Source organism: Intrasporangium sp. (genome assembly GCF_039812505.1).
GTDB lineage: Bacteria > Actinomycetota > Actinomycetes > Actinomycetales > Dermatophilaceae > Intrasporangium_A.
This window is the reverse complement of record NZ_JBDIAQ010000071.1, coordinates 1-17,255: the sequence shown is the minus strand read 5'-3', so window position 1 is coordinate 17,255 and position 17,255 is coordinate 1. Positions and strand designations below refer to the sequence as shown.

At 72.1% G+C, this 17,255-nt stretch carries 18 protein-coding genes and 1 tRNA gene; 7 read left to right on the top strand and 12 right to left on the bottom strand.

Annotation, left to right across the window (positions count from 1 at the left end; genetic code table 11):
• Nucleotides 1-67: 67 nt before the first annotated feature.
• Together WMI84_RS10740 and WMI84_RS10735 are read right to left on the bottom strand one after the other, a co-directional pair.
• Nucleotides 68-144 (bottom strand) — tRNA-Pro (locus WMI84_RS10740).
• A 107-nt stretch (nt 145-251) separates the two neighbouring features.
• A complete protein-coding gene (locus WMI84_RS10735) occupies nt 252-1,247 on the bottom strand; it encodes a metallophosphoesterase (RefSeq protein WP_347352980.1) in 996 nt (331 codons plus the stop codon).
• A 72-nt stretch (nt 1,248-1,319) separates the two neighbouring features.
• Between WMI84_RS10735 and WMI84_RS10730 the strand changes: the two genes are divergently transcribed.
• Complete coding sequence (locus tag WMI84_RS10730; RefSeq protein ID WP_347352978.1) at nt 1,320-1,775, top strand: GatB/YqeY domain-containing protein; 456 nt, start codon at nt 1,320-1,322, stop codon at nt 1,773-1,775.
• Nucleotides 1,776-1,881: 106 nt separating this feature from the next.
• Here WMI84_RS10730 and WMI84_RS10725 read toward each other — a convergent pair whose 3' ends face one another.
• On the bottom strand, nt 1,882-4,323 hold the full coding sequence (locus WMI84_RS10725; protein WP_347352977.1) for a transglycosylase domain-containing protein: 2,442 nt from the start codon (nt 4,321-4,323) through the stop codon (nt 1,882-1,884).
• Between the two features lie 307 nt (nt 4,324-4,630).
• On the opposite strand from WMI84_RS10725, the gene WMI84_RS10720 reads away from it, so the two are divergent.
• Complete coding sequence (locus tag WMI84_RS10720) at nt 4,631-4,939, top strand: WhiB family transcriptional regulator (RefSeq protein ID WP_347352975.1); 309 nt, start codon at nt 4,631-4,633, stop codon at nt 4,937-4,939.
• Between the two features lie 277 nt (nt 4,940-5,216).
• Here the strand turns inward: WMI84_RS10720 and WMI84_RS10715 are convergent, their stop codons facing one another.
• Complete coding sequence (locus tag WMI84_RS10715; protein WP_347352973.1) at nt 5,217-6,413, bottom strand: ArsA family ATPase; 1,197 nt, start codon at nt 6,411-6,413, stop codon at nt 5,217-5,219.
• Nucleotides 6,410-7,420, bottom strand: a complete 1,011-nt coding sequence (locus WMI84_RS10710; RefSeq protein ID WP_347352972.1) for an ArsA-related P-loop ATPase — start codon at nt 7,418-7,420, stop codon at nt 6,410-6,412. The genes WMI84_RS10715 and WMI84_RS10710 overlap by 4 nt, the downstream gene beginning before the upstream one ends.
• A gap of 234 nt (nt 7,421-7,654) precedes the next feature.
• On the opposite strand from WMI84_RS10710, the gene WMI84_RS10705 reads away from it, so the two are divergent.
• Nucleotides 7,655-8,332 (top strand): Crp/Fnr family transcriptional regulator, encoded by a 678-nt coding sequence (locus WMI84_RS10705; protein ID WP_347352970.1) that lies wholly within the window; start codon nt 7,655-7,657, stop codon nt 8,330-8,332.
• A gap of 89 nt (nt 8,333-8,421) precedes the next feature.
• Here WMI84_RS10705 and WMI84_RS10700 read toward each other — a convergent pair whose 3' ends face one another.
• The 4 genes from WMI84_RS10700 to WMI84_RS10685 form a co-directional block, all read right to left on the bottom strand.
• A complete protein-coding gene (locus tag WMI84_RS10700; protein ID WP_347352968.1) occupies nt 8,422-9,219 on the bottom strand; it encodes an MBL fold metallo-hydrolase in 798 nt (265 codons plus the stop codon).
• Between the two features lie 94 nt (nt 9,220-9,313).
• Entirely contained in the window at nt 9,314-10,162 is an 849-nt protein-coding gene (locus tag WMI84_RS10695) for an NUDIX hydrolase (RefSeq protein ID WP_347352966.1), read from the bottom strand.
• Nucleotides 10,163-10,169: 7 nt separating this feature from the next.
• On the bottom strand, nt 10,170-10,634 hold the full coding sequence (locus WMI84_RS10690; protein ID WP_347352964.1) for a RidA family protein: 465 nt from the start codon (nt 10,632-10,634) through the stop codon (nt 10,170-10,172).
• Between the two features lie 4 nt (nt 10,635-10,638).
• Nucleotides 10,639-10,794, bottom strand: a complete 156-nt coding sequence (locus tag WMI84_RS10685) for a hypothetical protein (RefSeq protein WP_347352962.1) — start codon at nt 10,792-10,794, stop codon at nt 10,639-10,641.
• Nucleotides 10,795-10,967: 173 nt separating this feature from the next.
• Between WMI84_RS10685 and nth the strand changes: the two genes are divergently transcribed.
• From nth to WMI84_RS10665, 4 genes are all read left to right on the top strand, one after another.
• The gene (gene nth, locus WMI84_RS10680; RefSeq protein ID WP_347352982.1) at nt 10,968-11,627 is read left to right on the top strand and encodes an endonuclease III; all 660 of its coding nucleotides are present in this window, start codon (nt 10,968-10,970) and stop codon (nt 11,625-11,627) included.
• Nucleotides 11,624-12,364, top strand: a complete 741-nt coding sequence (locus WMI84_RS10675) for a CoA pyrophosphatase (RefSeq protein WP_347352960.1) — start codon at nt 11,624-11,626, stop codon at nt 12,362-12,364. The genes nth and WMI84_RS10675 overlap by 4 nt, the downstream gene beginning before the upstream one ends.
• 7 nt (nt 12,365-12,371) lie before the next feature.
• Nucleotides 12,372-13,580 (top strand): MarP family serine protease, encoded by a 1,209-nt coding sequence (locus WMI84_RS10670; protein ID WP_347352958.1) that lies wholly within the window; start codon nt 12,372-12,374, stop codon nt 13,578-13,580.
• A gap of 246 nt (nt 13,581-13,826) precedes the next feature.
• Entirely contained in the window at nt 13,827-14,621 is a 795-nt protein-coding gene (locus tag WMI84_RS10665; protein ID WP_347352956.1) for a GNAT family N-acetyltransferase, read from the top strand.
• Between the two features lie 23 nt (nt 14,622-14,644).
• Here WMI84_RS10665 and WMI84_RS10660 read toward each other — a convergent pair whose 3' ends face one another.
• The 3 genes from WMI84_RS10660 to WMI84_RS10650 are packed head-to-tail and all read right to left on the bottom strand — an operon-like array spanning nt 14,645 to nt 17,219.
• A complete protein-coding gene (locus WMI84_RS10660) occupies nt 14,645-15,448 on the bottom strand; it encodes a serine hydrolase (RefSeq protein ID WP_347352954.1) in 804 nt (267 codons plus the stop codon).
• A complete protein-coding gene (locus WMI84_RS10655) occupies nt 15,445-16,353 on the bottom strand; it encodes an alpha/beta hydrolase (protein WP_347352952.1) in 909 nt (302 codons plus the stop codon). The genes WMI84_RS10660 and WMI84_RS10655 overlap by 4 nt, the downstream gene beginning before the upstream one ends.
• Nucleotides 16,354-16,412: 59 nt before the next feature.
• Nucleotides 16,413-17,219, bottom strand: a complete 807-nt coding sequence (locus WMI84_RS10650) for a phage holin family protein (RefSeq protein WP_347352950.1) — start codon at nt 17,217-17,219, stop codon at nt 16,413-16,415.
• Nucleotides 17,220-17,255: the final 36 nt, after the last annotated feature.

Below are 17,255 nucleotides of genomic sequence, written 5' to 3'. Positions count from 1 at the left end.
GCTTCTGACCCAACCTTCCGCCTGTTGGCGTACCGGTACAGGTCGAAGCGCGCCCTGTTGAACGCAATGGTCGGGGTGACAGGATTTGAACCTGCGGCCTCTTCGTCCCGAACGAAGCGCGCTACCAAGCTGCGCCACACCCCGGTGCCGCCGTTCCGGACGGCGGCAGCACGCAGCGATGCTAGCGCAGCACCGTCCGCAACTCCCAATCGGTCCGACGCGCCCGTCGAACGGTCCGTCCGTGGGCCGGCTCAGCGGCATACCGCCGCGTTCGAACCCGAACGGTCCATTCGGGGGGAGCGCGCCACCAGGGTCAGCAGCGTCGCCTCGGGACGGCACGCGAGCCGCACCGGTGCGGCCGGCGACGTGCCGAGCCCGGCGGACACGTGCAACCAGGCGGCATCGCCCGGCGCAGCCGACGACGGGGCCACCGGCGCGCCGTGGCCGTGCCCCGCCCCGACCCACCACCGGGACAACCCCTTGACCCGGCCCGGGTCGAGGTCGCAGTTCGTCACCAGGGCGCCGTACCACGGCACGCACACCTGCCCGCCGTGGGTGTGCCCCGCGATCACCAGCCCCGCTCCGTCGGCGACGAACGCGTCGAGCACCCGCTGGTACGGCGCGTGCGTCACCCCGATCGTCAGCGCCGCCTCCGGCGCGGCCGGGCCGCGCACCAGGTCGAGGCGGTCGTACCTCAGGTGCGGGTCGTCGACCCCGACCAGGTCGAGCCGCATCCCCTGCACCTGCAGCGAGGCGCGCCGGTTCGTCAGGTTCACCCAGCCGCGCTCCTCCAGCCCGGACACCAGCGACTCGACCGGCAGCCGGGTCGCCGGGGACCGCTCGGGCGCCGGCCCCCGGTGCCACAGGTAGCGCAGCGGGTTCTTCAGCGACGGCCCGAAGTAGTCGTTCGACCCGAGCACGAAGACCCCCCGCCGGTCGAGCAGCCACTCGAACGCGTCGAGCACCGCCGGCACGGCGTCGTACGAGGCCAGGTTGTCCCCGGTGTCCACGACCAGGTCCGGGTCGAGGCTGGCCAGCTCCTTGACCCACCTGGCCCGCCAGCGCTGCCGCGGCAGCAGGTGCAGGTCCGAGACGTGCAGCACCCGCAGCGACGGCGACCCCGGGGGGAGCACCGGCGCCGTCACCCGGCGCAGCCGGAACGCGTTGCGCTCGACGAGCGAGGCCCACCCGAGCACGCCGAGCCCCGCGCCGACCGTCCCGAGCGCCGCCCTGTTCACCGCATGCATGGCCCCATCCTCGCCTCCCGGGCGCCCGGGCGAGCAACCGCCCCGCCCACCGGCACCTGCGACAATCGGCCCATGACGACGCTCAAGGAGCAGCTGCACGCCGACCTGACGGCCGCGATGCGCGCGCGGGAGGCCATCCGGTCCGGCGCGCTGCGGATGGCCCTGACGGCGGTCACGACCGAGGAGGTCGCCGGCACGCGGCACCGCGAGCTGTCCGACGACGATGTGCTCAAGGTACTGACCAAGGAGGCGAAGAAGCGGCGCGAGGCGTCGACGGCATACCGTCAGGCCGGGCGCGCCGAGCTCGCCGCGCAGGAGGACGCGGAGCTCGCCGTCCTGGAGGCCTACCTGCCCGCCCAGCTCGGCGACGACGAGCTGGCCGCGATCGTCCGGGCCGCCGTCGCGGGCTCCGGCGCGTCGGGCCTGCCGCAGATGGGCCTGGCCATGAAGGCCGCCCAGCAGGCCGTCGCCGGGCGCGCCGAGGGCGGCCGCGTCGCGGCGATCGTGAAGGAGGCGCTCACCTCCTGACGCCCCACGGGCCCGACCGGGACCGCTCAGGTGGTATGCCGCTCAGCCGGCTCACGCCGGCCCCCTCGGCTCCCGGCCGGGCCGGGTCCCCAGCCGGGCCGGCTCCTCAGCCGGCCGGCTTCGGCGGCTTGGGCAGGGTCGGCGGCTTGGGCGCCGCCGGCGGCTTCGGCTGGCCGGCCCGCGGCACCGACCGGTCCGTGGACGGCTTGCGTTGGGCGGCGGCCCGGGGCGGGCTCGCCTGCGGCGCGAGACGGTCGTCGCCGCCACCGCGGGACAGGAAGATCGTGATGTCCGAGCCGCGCGGGGCCGAGCCCCAGGGCGAGGTGCCGGCGACAAGCCCCGCACGCACGCTGGAGGCCATCGTGCCGCCGACGGACGCGTTGAAGCCGGCGTTCTCGAGGACGGCGATGGCCCGGCGCGCCGACATGCCGACCACTCCGGGGATCGGCAGGTCGTTGCCCCGGGTGATCTTGTCGGACGGCTCGGGGAACTTCGCGTGCGGCTTGCCCTTCAGGGCGGCGTTCATGATCCCCTTCCAGATGGGGGCGGCGACCGCGGCCCCGTGCATCTTCGGGATGTACTCGCCGCCGATCCGCAGGTTGGTCATGAGGCGCTTGTTGCCGTCGTCGGGCGTGCCGACCCAGACCGCGGTGACCAGCTGCGGCGTGTAACCGACGAACCACGACTCGTTGTTCTTGTCGGAGGTGCCGGTCTTGCCGGCGGACTGGCGGCCGCCCGCGAGCTGGTTGCGCACCCCGGAGCCGTTGGTCATGTTGTACTCGAGGAACTTGTCCGTCCCCCGGACGGCGTCGGCGCTGACGACCTGCTTGCACGCGGTCTTGGGCAGAGACACGTTCCGGCCGTCGCGGGTCAGCTTGGTGACGGCGACCATCGGGCACTTCTTGCCGTCGTTGGCCAGGGTCGCGTAGGCGTGCGCGACGCCCTGCGGGGACACCTCGTCCGAGCCGAGGATGTACTCGGGCGCGTACTTGCCGATGGGCTCGCCGTTGGCCTTGTGCAGGCCCAGCTTGAGCATCGTGTCGCGCACCTTGCACCCGCCGAGCTTCTGGGCGAGGGCCACGAACGCGGTGTTCGTCGACAGTGCGGTGGCCCGCATCAGCGAGATGCTGCCGCCGGCGAACGGCGAGTCGTTGTGCACCCGCCACGGGCCACCGGGGCCGCAGCCGTTGAACTCGCTCGGGTAGTAGACCGCCGTCGCGTTGCCACCGGCGGCCTTGGCGCGCACCGACGAGTGGGTCGTCATGCCGCTCTCCATCGCCGTGACGAGGGAGAACGCCTTGGCCGTCGAGCCGAACTGGAACCCGCCCGAGCCGCCGTACCGGGTGTCGAGCGCCCAGGAGACCCCGGTCCTGCCGAGCGCCTGCTTCGTCACCGTGTACTGGGTGTTCTGGGCGAACCCGAGCACGTGCCCGGTGGCGTCGGTGACGTATGCCGCCGCGCCGACGTGCGACTTGTCGCCGATCGGCACCTTGCGGGTGACCTCCCGCTGGACGATCTGCTGGATCTTCGGGTCGAGGGTGGTGGTGATGACGTAGCCGCCGGCGTATAGGTTGCGCCGCCGCTCCTCGCGGGTCTTGCCGAGGGCCGGCATCTCCATCGCGTAGTTGAGGATGAACTCGCACCAGTACGGGTAGGGCGAGGCGAGGCAGGTGCTCTTGGGGTTGGTGACCTTCAGGTCCTGCCGGATGGTGCGCTTGCGGGCGGCGGCCCACTGCTGGTCGGTGATCTTGCCGAGCTCGTGCATCCGGTCGAGCACGACGTTTCGCCGGGTCAGGGCCCGCTCGGGGTTGTGGATCGGGTCGGTCGTGCCCGGGTTCTGCGTGAGCCCGGCCAGCAGCGCCGCCTGCGAGAGGCTGAGCTTGGCGGCCGGGATGCTGAAGTAGTGCTGGGAGGCCGCCTCGACCCCGTAGGCGAGGTCGCCGTAGTACACGGTGTTCAGGTAGGCCTCGAGGATCTGGTCCTTGCTCCACTTCTTCTCGAGCGTGATGGCGTACTTCAGCTCGCGCAGCTTGCGGATGTAGTTCTGGTCGACCGCCGCCTCGGCCGCCTTCTTGTCGCCGCGCTGCAGGGCGCTGTACTGGAGCGAGACCTTGACGTACTGCTGGGTCAGCGACGACGCGCCCTGGCTGCCGCCGGTGCGCAGGTTGGAGATCACCGCCCGCATGGTGCCCTGCAGGTCGATCCCGCCGTGCTCGTAGAAGCGGTGGTCCTCGATGGCGACCTGGGCGGTACGCATGACCGGGGCGATCTGCGCCAGCTTGACGACGATGCGGTTCTGGTCCTGCGGGGTCGCGATGACGGTCTTGCCGTCGGCCGCGAGGATCCTGGACTGCTGCAGCAACGGGCTGGAGCGGAACTCGCTCGGCAGCTCGTTGAACACGTCGACGCCGGTGCGGGCCAGGGCGCCGGTGGCGCCCACGGCGGGCATGAACAGCCCGGCGAGCAGGAGGCCGAGCACCAGCGCCGACGCCAGGAAGGCGCCGAGCAGGCTGATGACGCCGCCTATGGACGTCGTGCGTGAGGGCATGCGCTCAAGGGTAACCGAGCAGCACACCCACCCTGGACATGGCGCAGCGTAGGCCACGGGCGCCTCGGTGGCCGACGTCGGCCATTGTGTCGCAGATCATGCCGGCATGGGTGACTAGTCACCGGGTCGGCGGAAATGGTCCATAGAGGCTATGTTGCTCTGACCCCGATCCTTCCTAGTGTCGTGGTTGGGTTCATCGGGGAATCTCGACCTGGCGGCAAGGGAACCGCCGCAGGGGTCGGACGGTGCTGGGAGGCGCCGTATTTCGATCGGTGCTGGAGGGCACCGACGGGGAGGGGAGAGAAACATGAGTGTGGATGTCGCACGCGTTGCCTGGGATGAGGACTGGACGACCCATGCCCTGTGCACGGAGCAGGACCCGGACGCGCTGTTCGTCCGGGGCAAGGCGCAGCACGAGGCCAAGGCGATCTGCAAGTCCTGCCCGGTCGTGCTGCAGTGCCTCGCGGAGGCGCTCGACAACCGGACGGAGTTCGGGGTCTGGGGAGGCATGACCGAGCGTGAGCGTCGCGCCCTGCTGCGCCGGCGCCCCGACGTGAAGTCGTGGCGCAAGGTGCTCCGCGAGGGCGAGGAGACTGCGGCTCGCCGCAGCGCCTGAGCTCGTCCGGCGGGGGAGTGCCGCGGCGGGGCTGTCTCGCCGCGCGCACTCCCTCCCAGCCTCATCGAGCGTGCACCAACTGGCCTCGAGCGTGCACCAATTCGCATCGAGCGTGCACCAATTCGCATCGAGCGTGCGCGATTTCGCATCGAGCGTGCACCAATTCGCATCGAGCGTGCGCGATTTCGCATCGAGCGTGCAGGACTTCGCTCCCGAGATGTGCACTCTCGACCCGGAGATGTGCACTCTCGACCCGGAGATGTGCACTCTCGACCGGTCAGAGCGCGGGCGACCGGGCCGCCAGGGCTGCGCCGACCTCGCGCAGCGACGCGAGGTCGTGCACGTCCCGGCCGAGCGCGGGCACGTAGGCGACCGGGACCTCGGGGTGCCCCCGGGAGAACCGCTCCGCCAGCTCACGCTGCCGGTCGGCCTGCCGGACCAGCGTGGCATGCAGCCGCAGCACCCCGGCAGCATTGGTCGCCGAGCGCGGCCCGTTGCCGTCGTCGAGCGACTCGGCCATGGCCAGCGCCTTGGAGGGCGTCAGCTCGGGGACCGCGACGCGACCGATGCGGTTGACGACCAGCCCGCTGAGCGGCATACCCTCTGCCTCGAGCCGGTCGACGAAGAAGGACGCCTCGCGCAACGCGTCGCGCTCCGGCGCGGCGACGACGAGGAAGGCCGTCCCGTCCTCGGACAGCAGGCGATACGTCGTGTCGGCGCGCTCGCGGAAGCCGCCGAACATCGTGTCGAGCGCCGCCACGAAGGTCTGCACGTCGTGCAGCATCTGCCCGCCGAGGATCTTCGTCAGGGCGCCGCTGACCATCTGGATCCCGACGTTGAAGACCTTCAGGCCGGCCCGGCCGCTCGCCTTCGCCGGGGCCGACAGCAGCCGGATGAACCGGCCGTCGAGGAACGACCCGAGCCGGTTCGGCGCGTCGAGGAAGTCCAGGGCCGACCGGGACGGCGGCGTGTCGACCAGGATGAGATCCCAGCGGTCGCCGGAGGCCTTGAGCTGGCCGAGCTTCTCCATCGCCATGTACTCCTGCGTGCCGGCGAAGGACGAGCTGACCGCCTGGTAGAAGGGGTTGGCGAGGATCTGCTCCGCCTTGTCCGGGTCGGCATGGGCCAGGACGACCTCGTCGAAGGTCCGCTTCATGTCGAGCATCATCGCGTCGAGGGACCCGCCGTTGCTCCGGTCGATGCCGGCGACGGGCCGTGGCGTGTTGTCCAGCTCGGTGAGCCCGAGGGACTGGGCCAGTCGGCGGGCCGGGTCGATCGTCAGCACCACGACGCTCCGGCCCGCCTCGGCCGCTCGCAGCCCGAGCGCGGCCGCGGTCGTGGTCTTGCCGACCCCGCCCGCGCCGCAGCACACGACGATGCCGATCCCCGGGTCGCCGATGAGGGCGTCGATGTCCAGGTGGGGCGCGGCCCGGGAGGCACGGGTGCCCGTGGCGGGCGAGCTCTCGGTGCTCACCGGAGCATCCCCTGCTCGATGAGGGCGTCGGCCAGCTCGCGGACCTCGCCCGAGTCGACCCCGTCTGCCAGCGCCGGCAGCGAGTAGATCGGCAGGTCGGTCGCCTGAAGGATCGCCAGCTGCTCGCGTTCGAGGTCGACCCGCAGGGCGTGGTCCTGCGCCTCGTCGAGCAGCCCGTCGAGCAGCCCCGGGGTCACCACGACACCGGCCTCCTTCAGCTGGGTCGAGATCGAGGGCTTGTGCAGCCGTCCGGCCCGCGCCTGCTCGAGCGCCGCGTCATCGAGGTAGGGCGGGCGCAGCATGTTGACGACTACCGCGCCCACGTGCAGGCCCTTGTCGCGCAGCTCGTGGATCGCCTCGACGGTCTCCTGCACCGGCATCTCCTCCAGCAGCGTCACCAGGTGCACGACCGTCTGGTCGGACTCGAGCATCGTGGTGATCGAGCCGGCCTGCGAGTGGATCGGCCCGACGCGCGCCAGGTCGGCCACCTCCGCGTTGACGCTGAGGAAGCGGCCGATGCGCCCCGTGGGTGGGGCGTCCAGCACGATCGCGTCGTATGCCGCCGGGCTGGCTCCCCGGTGCTTGCCGTCCTTGCGTCGTCGGCCGGCTTCGTAGATCTTGCCGATGAGCAGTACGTCCCGCACTCCCGGGGCGATGGTCGTGGCGAAGTCGATGGCCCCGAACTTCTCCAGCAGCTTGCCGGCGCGGCCGAGCTTGTAGAACAGCTGGAGGTACTCGAGCAGGGCCGCCTTGGCGTCGACCGACAGCCCGACGATCTCACCGCCCCCGACGGTCTTGGCGACCCGGGTCTCCTCGGTGCCGAGCGGGGGTACGTCGAAGGTCTGGCTGATCCCCTGGCGGCCCTCGACCTCGCCGAGCAGGACCCGGCGCCCGCCCGTGGCGAGGGCGACCGCGAGGGCCGCGGCCACCGTCGTCTTGCCGGTGCCGCCCTTGCCCGTGACGATGTGCAGCCGGGCCCTGCTCCAGTCGGTCGTCACGGTGCTCATCGCTCCCATCATCGCTGAGTCGATGTATTCGCGTCGATGCTGTCTGGGTCGATGTGTCGGCGCCCGGCCACACCACACCCGGTCGATGTGCCGGCGGGTGGCCACACCACCCCCGGGGTGGCCACACCACCCCCGGGTCGATGTATTCGCGCGGTCTCTGGCCCGCGGAAATACATCGACCCGGGAGGGCGCTGGGCGCCGCCGTACGGCTCACCCGCGTGGCAAACTTGGCCCGTGGATGTCGACGTGGTGAGGCGCGCACCCCTTTTCCAGGCACTCGATGACGAGTCCGCGACCGCGCTGCAGGCGGAGATGACCCTGACCCGGATGGAGCGCGGCGACGTGCTGTTCCGCGAGGGCGATCCGGGTGACAGCCTCTACGTCATCGCGGAGGGCAAGATCAAGCTCGGCCGGACGAGCCCGGACGGCCGTGAGAACCTCGTCGCGATCCTCGGGCCGGGCGAGATGTTCGGCGAGCTGAGCCTGTTCGACCCGGGGCCGCGCACGATGACTGCGACGGCCGTTGCGGAGACGCAGCTGTTCGGGCTCAAGCACGAGTCGCTGAGCGTCATCCTGACCGGGCGGCCCGACGTGTCAAAGACCCTGCTGCAGGCGCTGGCCCAGCGACTGCGCCGCACCAACGCACACCTGGCCGACCTGGTCTTCACCGACGTGCCGGGCCGGGTCGCCAAGGCGCTGCTCGACCTGTCCGAGCGGTTCGGCCGTCCGGTCGAGGGCGGTGTCCTCGTCTCGCACGACCTGACCCAGGAGGAGCTCGCGCAGCTCGTCGGGGCCTCGCGCGAGACGGTGAACAAGGCCCTGGCCGACTTCGCGACGCGCGGCTGGCTGCGCCTCGAGGCCCGGGCCGTGCTGCTCATGGACGTCGACCGGCTGAAGCGTCGCGCCCGCTGAGTTGCCGTGGCGGGACGGCCGGCGGGGTCGGGCGCCACGAGAACCCACCCCGGAAGCAGTTGTCGTGGCCGCGCCACCTCGGGCGTGACTCAGGGGTGCTCGCGCAGGTACTCGAGCTGGGCCTGGACCGACATCTCGGCGGCCGGCCACAGGTCGCGCGACACGTCGGCGTAGACCCGCTCGACGACCTGGCCGGCTGTCGTGTCCCCGGCCGCGAGCGCCGCGCGCACCTGGTCGAGCCGCTCGGCCCGGTGCTGCAGGTAGAAGGCCACGGTGGCGGCGGCATCCGCGACGACGGGCCCATGGCCGGGCAGGATGCTCGTGACCGTGCCGGCCAGCGTCAGCGACTCGATGCGAGCCAGCGACTCGAGGTAGGACTCGAGGTGCCCGTCCGGCCAGGCCACCACGCTCGTGCCGCGGCCGAGCACCGTGTCGCCGGTCAGGATGGCGTTGTCGGCCGGCAGGACGAAGCAGAAGGAGTCGGCGGTGTGCCCGGGGGTCTCGACCGCGAGGACCTCCAGGCCACCGACCCGGATCAGCTCCCCCGGCCGGATGTCGTCGTGCCCACCGCCGAAGGCCCGCACCGGAGCCCCGGTCAGCTCGTGAAACCGGTCGGCGCTCTCGGCGTGGTCGGCGTGGTGGTGCGTGAGCAGGGTCAACGCCACCCGTCGGCCCGAGGTCGCGACCGCGTCGAGCACGGCGGCGAGGTGCCGCTCGTCGAGCGGGCCGGAGTCCAGGACTGCGACGTCGGTCGAGCCGGGCTCGCCCAGCACCCAGGTGTTGGTCCCGTCGAGGGTCATCGGACCCGGGTTGGGGCACAGCACGCACTGGGCCCTCGTCGAGATCTGGCCGCCGGTCCACGACGGGTCGGCCGGGGCGCCATTCATCGTCCGTGGTCCGTTCGACCGGGTCCTGGTGCCCCCTCGACCGAGGTTTGGTGCCCGCTCGACCGGGACTCGGTGCCCACTCGACGTGAGGTGCTCATGGCACCGGGATCCGCATCGCCGGACCGCCGGTCGTCGAGACGATCGTGGGCATGATCAGCGGCAGCTGCTCGGCGTGCCGGACGAAGTCCCGCGCGCTCGCGGTGTCGCGCACCTCCTCCAGGCACACGAGGGTCGGCGGCAGCATGACTGCCTCGCCGCGCCCGAACGCCGCCAGCGTCCGGGCCGGCCGGGCCCAGCCGGACCGGTCCGCCTCGCTCGTCTCGCCGTCGGCCAGCTGGTGCTCGGGCATGAGCGCGGCGAAGAACCAGGTGTCGAACCGGCGCGGCTCGAACTCCGGGGTCAGCCAGTGGGCCTTGACGGCAAGCAGGTCCGAGCGCAGCCGTAGCCCGGCCTCGGTCAGGACACCGGTCAGCGACAGCTCGCGTCGAACGAGCCCGTCGCGCACCTGACGCCACCGTGGGCCCGACACGTCGGCCAGCGGCCCGGCGGCCGCGGGCCCGGCCAGCAGCACCCCGGTCTCCTCGAAGACCTCGCGGACGGCCGCGGCGACATACATCTGCGCCTCGTCCGCACGGCACCCGAGCAGCGCGGCCCAGTCGTCGGGGAGCGGGCCGGCCCACGGTAGGTCGGGGTCGGTGTCGCGGACGTCGCACCCGCCGCCCGGGAAGACGAGCATGTTCGGTGCGAAGGCCATCCCCGAGACCCGACGCAGCATGAAGACCTCGGTCCCGACCGGCCCGTCGCGCACGAGCATGACGGTGCTCGCCTGCCGTGGCGTGGCCGGCTCCCACCGCTCACCGGCGAGCCACCGCGACCCGGCACCGGCCATCGGCAGGTCCTTGGTGACCGGGAAGTCGCGGTGTGACGCGGGACGGTCGGGCATGCCGTTCTCAGTCTGCGACGGTGACGACGACCTCGACCTCGACCGGCGCATCGAGCGGCAGGGCGGCGACCCCGACGGCAGAACGGGCGTGGACCCCCTTGTCGCCGAAGGCCTTCCCGAGCAGCTCGCTCGCGCCGTTGACGACGCCGGGCTGGCCGGTGAACGACGGGTCGGAGGCGACGAAGCCCACGACCTTGACGACCCGGGTGACCTTCTCGAGGTCACCGATCTCGGCCTTGACGGCGGCGATGGCGTTCAGGGCGCACGTCGCCGCGTAGCCCTTGGCGTCCTCCGGCGTCACAGCGGCGCCGACCTTGCCGGTCGCCTGGAGTGCCCCGCCGACCATCGGTAGCTGCCCCGAAGTGTAGATGTGGTTGCCGTCGCGTACGGCCGGGACGTAGGCCGCGACGGGAGGCACGACCTCCGGCACGGTCAGACCCAGCTCGGACAGCCGTTCTTCGACAGTGGACATGTGCTCAACCCTTCGGACGCTTGAAGTAGGCGACGAGGCTCTGCCCGTCCGGCCCCGGAACGACCTGCACCAGCTCCCACCCGTCAGACCCGAAGTTGTCGAGGATCTGCTTGGTGTTGTGGATGATCAGCGGTGCCGTCAGGTACTCCCACGTGGTCATGCGCTTCACCCTACTCACCCGTCCGGGTCGTCGCGTCGCACCACCTGGCCGGTCCACAGCACATCGACAGTCCCGCGATTGCCGATCTGCAGGGCGCCCGCCTTAGAGTGGCCGGTGTGTCCGCCGTTGTCAGGGAAGAGTCGCCTCTGGCGTTGACCCGGCGTGCCCGGAAGATGTTCCGGCTGCTGCACGACCGCTACCCCTACGCCCGCTGTGAGCTGGACTTCACCACGCCTCTCGAGCTGCTCGTCGCCACGATCCTGTCGGCCCAGACGACCGACGTCGGGGTCAACAAGGTCACGCCGGTCCTGTTCGCCGCGTACCGCACGGCCGCCGACTACGCCGCGGCGGACCGCGCCGGGCTCGAGGCGATCGTCCAGCCGACCGGGTTCTACCGGGCCAAGGCCGACTCGCTGATCAAGCTCGGCCAGGCCCTCGTCGAACGGTACGACGGCGAGGTCCCCGGCACGTTGCCGGAGCTGGTCACGCTTCCCGGCGTCGGCCGCAAGACTGCGAACGTCGTGCTCGGCGACGCCTTCGGGGTGCCCGGGATCACCGTTGACACCCACTTCGGCCGGTTGGTGCGCCGCTTCGGGTGGACCGACGAGAAGGACCCGGTCAAGGTCGAGCACGTCGTCGGTGACCTGTTCGTGCGCCGGGACTGGACGATGCTCAGCCATGTGGTCATCTTCCACGGCCGGCGTACCTGCCATGCGAAGCGCCCGGCCTGCGGAGCCTGCCCGGTGGCCCGGCTCTGCCCGTCCTACGGCATCGGGGAGACCGACCCGGTGAAGGCGGCCAAGCTGCTCAAGTACGAGCTGGCGCCGCGGTGAGCCGGCGCCCCCCGCCCAGCGGAGCGGCATACGCCAGGGACTCGGGCACGATCCCGCCCGGAGCCGTCGACCAGCCGCGCCCCGGGTGGATGCAGCGGCTGGTGACCCGGCTCGGGATGGTCGACGGCGACTACTTCAGCCGCTTCCTGCCGCCGGACGACGACACCGGTCGTGAGTCGGCCGTGCTGATGCTCTTCGGCCCGCCACCGGTCGGCTCGGCGGCCACTGGCGAGCACGTGCTGCTGATCGAGCGCTCGCACACGATGCGGTCGCACCCCGCCCAGATCGCGTTCCCGGGCGGGGCGCGGGAGCCGACGGACCGGGACGCGGTCGAGACGGCGCTGCGCGAGGCGCACGAGGAGACCGGGCTCGACCCGGCCGGGGTCGAGGTCGTCTCGGTGCTGCCGTCCCTGTTCCTGCCGCCGAGCCAGTTCGTCGTCGCCCCCGTGATCGCCTGGTGGCGGCATCCCACCCCGGTCGGCATCGTCGACGAGGCCGAGGTCCACGATGTGATCGAGGTGCCGCTGCAGCACCTGGTCGACCCCGGCTGCCGGTACTCCGTGCGCCACCCGAGCGGCTTCACCGGGCCGGCGTTCGACATCGACCAGCTCGTGCTCTGGGGGTTCACCGCAGGCCTGCTGAGCCGCACCCTCGAGCTCGCCGGGCTGGACCATGCCTGGGACCAGCAGGTCCTGCGGCCACTGCCGGAGCGGTACCTCGGCGGCCGGAGGGGGTGAGGCCGCGGTGACCGGCTCGACGCTGATCGACCTCGCGCTCGCCTTCGTCCTGCTGGCCTACGCGATCTCGGGATACCGCCACGGCCTGATCACCAGCGTCTTCTCGCTCGTCGGCTTCTTCGTCGGGGCGGTGATCGGCATCTGGCAGCTGCCGAGCCTGTTCGCCCGGGTCGACGTGGTCGCCGACGACTCCCGGCTGCGGATCATCGCCCTGATCGTCGGTGTCATCGCACTTGGCTGGCTGGGGCAGTACCTCGGCGGTCTCGTCGGGCACTCGGTGCGGCGCAGGGTCGTCGGACTGCGCGCCGCGCGGGGGCTCGACTCGGTGCTGGGCGCGGTCGTGGTCGTGGCCGCCGCCTCGCTGATCATCTGGTTCCTCGGCGGGGCCCTGCGGACCTCGGGCAACCCTGCGCTCGCCAAGGCGGTCTCGGACTCGAAGGTCGTCGCGGCGATCAACCGCGTGGTGCCGCCGCAGACCGGGCAGCTGTTCGCCGGCTTCCGCAGCTTCCTGTCGCAGCAGGGGTTCCCGCAGGTGTTCGGCGGGTTCGCGCCCGAGCCGATCACACCGGTGCACCCCCCCGACCCGGCCGTCGCCCATGATCCGGCGGTCGCCGCGGCCAGGCGCTCGATCGTCAAGGTCACGACCGAGTCCATGCGCTGCGCGGCCGCGCAGGAGGGCACCGGCTGGGTGCTGGAGCGCGGCATCGTCATCACCAACGCGCACGTCGTCGCCGGGGCCGAACGCATCCAGGTCGAGGCCGCCAACGGGGACCGGTATGTCGCCGAGCTCGTCGTGTTCGACCCCGAGCGGGACCTTGCCGCGCTGCGCGTCCGTGGTCTGGGCGCTCCGCCGCTGCACCTCGGGCAATCGCTCGAGCGTGGCGCCAGCGCCGTGGTCGCCGGCTACCCGCTGGACGGGCCGTATGCCGTCGTGCCGGCTCGCGTGCGCTCCGTCCTCGAGGCGCGGGGCCGCGACATCTACGGCCGCGACACCGTGGTCCGGGAGATCTACTCGCTCTACACCCAGGTCCGGCCGGGCAACTCCGGTGGTCCGCTGCTCGACACCTCCGGGCGGGCGGTCGGCGTGGTCTTCGCCAAGTCGGTCGAGGACGACAACACCGGGTACGCGCTGACCTTGAGCGAGGCGATGTCGGTGCTCGTCACGGCCAGGTCGGCCGGCGCGGAGGTGCCGTCCGGCGCGTGCCTGACGCATTGATCGGATCGGGCGGGCGGTCGGCCGGGCGGTCGGATGGGCGGCACCGGGTTGTCTCCCAGGGGCTCAACACCTGCTCCGCTCAGGGGAGCAGCGGGCCCACTGCTCCCCGGGGCGGAGCAGCGGGCCCACTGAGTCGCTGAGCGGAGCAGGTGGTGAGTGGCGCGCGAGGGAGGCAGTCGGGGCAGCCGTCGCAGCGCGGTGGGAGGCCGCGGGCCGAAGGTGGGCGAGCGGCATACCCTCGGGGACATGCACGTCGAATCGCCCGGGCTCGCGACCGATCTGGCCCTGCTGGAGCTGCAGGGCTCGACCATCCGGGACCGAGGCGACCACCTCGTCGTCCGCACGCCCGAGAACCCGACCTTCTGGTGGGGCAACTTCCTGCTGCTGGCTCGTGCTGTCCCGGCGCAGGACGTACCGGCGTGGGTCGAGCGCTTCGAGCGGGAGTTCCCCGGAGCGCGACACCAGACGTTTGGCTTCGCGGACAGCACGGGCGACTTCGACGGGTGGCGCGAGCGGGGCTTCGACGTCGAGCGCGACGTGACCCTGTTCATCACCAAGGTGCCGACATGGCTGCCGATGGACGAGCAGGAGGTCTCGATCCGGCACTTCGCCGAGCGTTCGGACTGGCGCCAGTCGGCCGAGCTGGGCGCGAGCGACGTCGTGATCCGCGAGCTCGAGGCAAGGCTCGTCTTCGAGCAGCGGCGGGCCGCGGCGCAGAAGTCGCTCGTCGACGAGGGGCGCGGCGCGTGGTTCGGCGCGTTCATCGGGGGCCGCCTCGTGGCGAAGGTCGGCGTGGTGCGGCTGGGCACGAGGGCCCGGTACCAGGACGTCGTCACGCACTCGGGCTACCGGCGCCGGGGGATCGCGGCGCGGCTGGTGCGGGTCGCAGGGGAGTGGGCGCTGACCCACCCGGCGGTCCGGGAGCTGGTCATCGTGGCCGTCGAGGACGGACCGGCGGTCAGGCTCTACGAGCGGCTGGGCTTCGAGGAGGCCGGCCGGCACGTCGGCGTCGAGCGGGCCATCGACCCGGCAGAGTGGTGAGCGGTCGACCGGTTTCCGTGCCTTCAGTCGGCCCGGACCGGACGGCGGGTCAGGCGGGCGAGGACGTCATGGCCCACCTGCCTCATCCGCGCCAGGACCTCCGGCACCCGGTCCTGCGCCGGTGGCCAGTTGGCGATCGCCGCCCAGGCGACCGTCCGGGCCCCGAGCGTCGCGGCGCCGACGTCGGCCCGGACGCCCGCGTCGGTCCCGGTCTTGTTGAACAGCCGGACCGGGCCACCCCGGTGAGCGAGCGGGTCGAGCCCCGGTCGCTCGACGAAGGCTGCGCCGACCATCGACAGGTCGACGTTGGCCGAGAGCCATTGCTGCACCTGCATGTCCGGTTCCGGCCCGAGGGCCCTCCCGCGCGCGACCTGCAGCATGAGACCGCTCAGCTCCGCGGCCGTCCCGCTGGACAGGGTCGGCGGGTCCGACGACCGACGCACGTCGCGGACCTTGTCGTGCAGCGCGGTCCGGGTCAGGCCGAGGTATGCCGCGGTCGCAGCCACCGCGTCGAGGCCGACCCTGCGCAGCAGGACGTTGGTCGCCAGGTTGTCGCTGACCGCCCCGACCAGCAGTGCCAGGTCGACGACCGGCAGCGTGTCCACGGACAGGTACCACCAGAGACCCGAGTCCGCCACGGCATCGACGAGTTCGCGGCTGAGCGGCTCTCCGGCCGACATCGACCCGTGGGACAGGCCCTTTGCCAGGTGGAGCAGCAGGAGCACCTTGCCCACGGACGCCGTGCGCAAGGGCACGTCGGCGGCCTGGGAGGTGAGCGGCATACCGGAGGTGTCGCGGACGCACACCGCCCACGTGAGGTCGCTCACAGCGAGTCGAGCCAGTCGATCAGGATCCGGCTGACCGCGTGCGGGGCCTCCTCGGTCAGGAAGTGGCCGGCACCCTCGACCGCGGCGTAGCGGTAGTCGCGGGGCACGTAGGCCCCCGAGCCGGTCGTCGCGTCGGCGAGCACGCAGCCGTCGTCGGTGCCCTGCACCTGCAGCACGGGGACCTGGATCGGGCGGCGGATCCGGCGCATGAACATCGGCCCGTCCGGGCGGATCGCAGACCGGCCGAGCCAGCGGTAGTGCTCGGCCGCCGAGTGCGCGACGAACGGGATCATCATCGCGTCGCCGTAGCGGGCGACGTCGTCGGGCGACGGGTAGCTGCTGAAGGGCGAGGACCACCTGGTCAGCAGGCCCTCGACGTACGCGTGGGAGCGGTTCATCGCGCGCTCGGCCTTGAACGGCTTCTGCAGGTCCAGGATCCAGCCGGAGGCCTCGCGCTGGCGGCGGACCGTCCACGTCGCGTGGCGCATGACCCGAGGGTGGGCCATCGACAGCGACGCGACCGCGCGGGTCACGTCCTGGCGGAAGACCGGCATGCACCAGGCGACCCAGCCGCCGAGGCCCTGGCCCAGGACGACCCCGGAGGACTCGCCGAGGGCGCGGATGACGCTTGCGGTGTCGAGGGTCGACATGTAGGTGTCGTAGCCGCGCGGCGGCTTGTCGGAGCCGCCGTACCCGCGCAGGTCCATCGCCGCGACCCGGTAGCCGCACGAGGCGAGCGCCGTCATCTGGTGACGCCACGTGTACCAGAACTGCGGGAAGCCGTGCAGCATCATGACGAGCGGCCCGTCGCCCAGGGTGGCGACGTGGAACCGGGCCCCGTTGGCCGCGACGTAGCGGTGCTCCCATGGACCCTCGATTTCGACGAACGCCGGGTCAACGGGCATGTGGGCTCTCGGGAGACGGGCGCGGGTCGGGCGCGCAGGTTGGGTTCGGCTCGTCGCGCTCACGTCTCGGACGGATGGTCGTGGCGGCGTTTCGCCTCGGCCTCGGCTTCCGCCTCGGCCAGCGTGCGGGGCAGTGCTGCCGTGGACGCGCTGGGCGCCGAATGACGCACCGGGTGGTCGGTCAGGTCGGCCGGGCCCTCGACACCGGTGTCCGAGGCCAGGGCTTCGTCGGCGGTCTGGCCCCAGTCGCGCGTCGTCGTGGCGGCGGCCGGCAGGTCGCCCGGCACGGCCGCGGCAGCAGCTGGGGCCGCGGCGGCGCGAGCGCTCATGACCCGCTGCTCCAGTGCCTTGGACCCGTCGCTCGGGGCGCTCGGGTCAGCCGGGCGGGTGGAGCGGGGGGTCGCGGGCGGGGTGCCGCCGCCGGGTGCCGGCGCACCGCCGGACGGGTCGTAGGGGTTGCTGGCGGCGCGTTTGAGCACCGCCAGGGTCTGCTCGGCCTCGGCCATCGCCTTGGTGGGCTTCGGCTCGACGGTCTTGAGCCGGCGGATGCCCACCATGGCCAGGACGCCGGCGATCAGCAGGAGGACGACGGTGACGATCAGGTAGCTCAGCCATTTCGGCAAGCCGGCTGCGGTGATGCCCTCGGCGATGGTGATGAAGACGAAGTAGACGGAGTAGAAGGCGATGACCCCGGCCACTGCCAGCAGCGCCCCGCCCTTGCCGGCCTTCTTGACCTGGGCGCTGAGCTCCACCTTCACCAGGGCGATCTCGCCGCGCATGATCGTCGCGACGTCCTCGGTGAGAGAGGCGACGAGCTGGCCGAGGGTTCGCTCGTCCCGGACCTGCTCGGCCTTCGTCCTGCTCATCGGCTGCGCTCCTCCCATGCTGACGCCCGCTCGCCG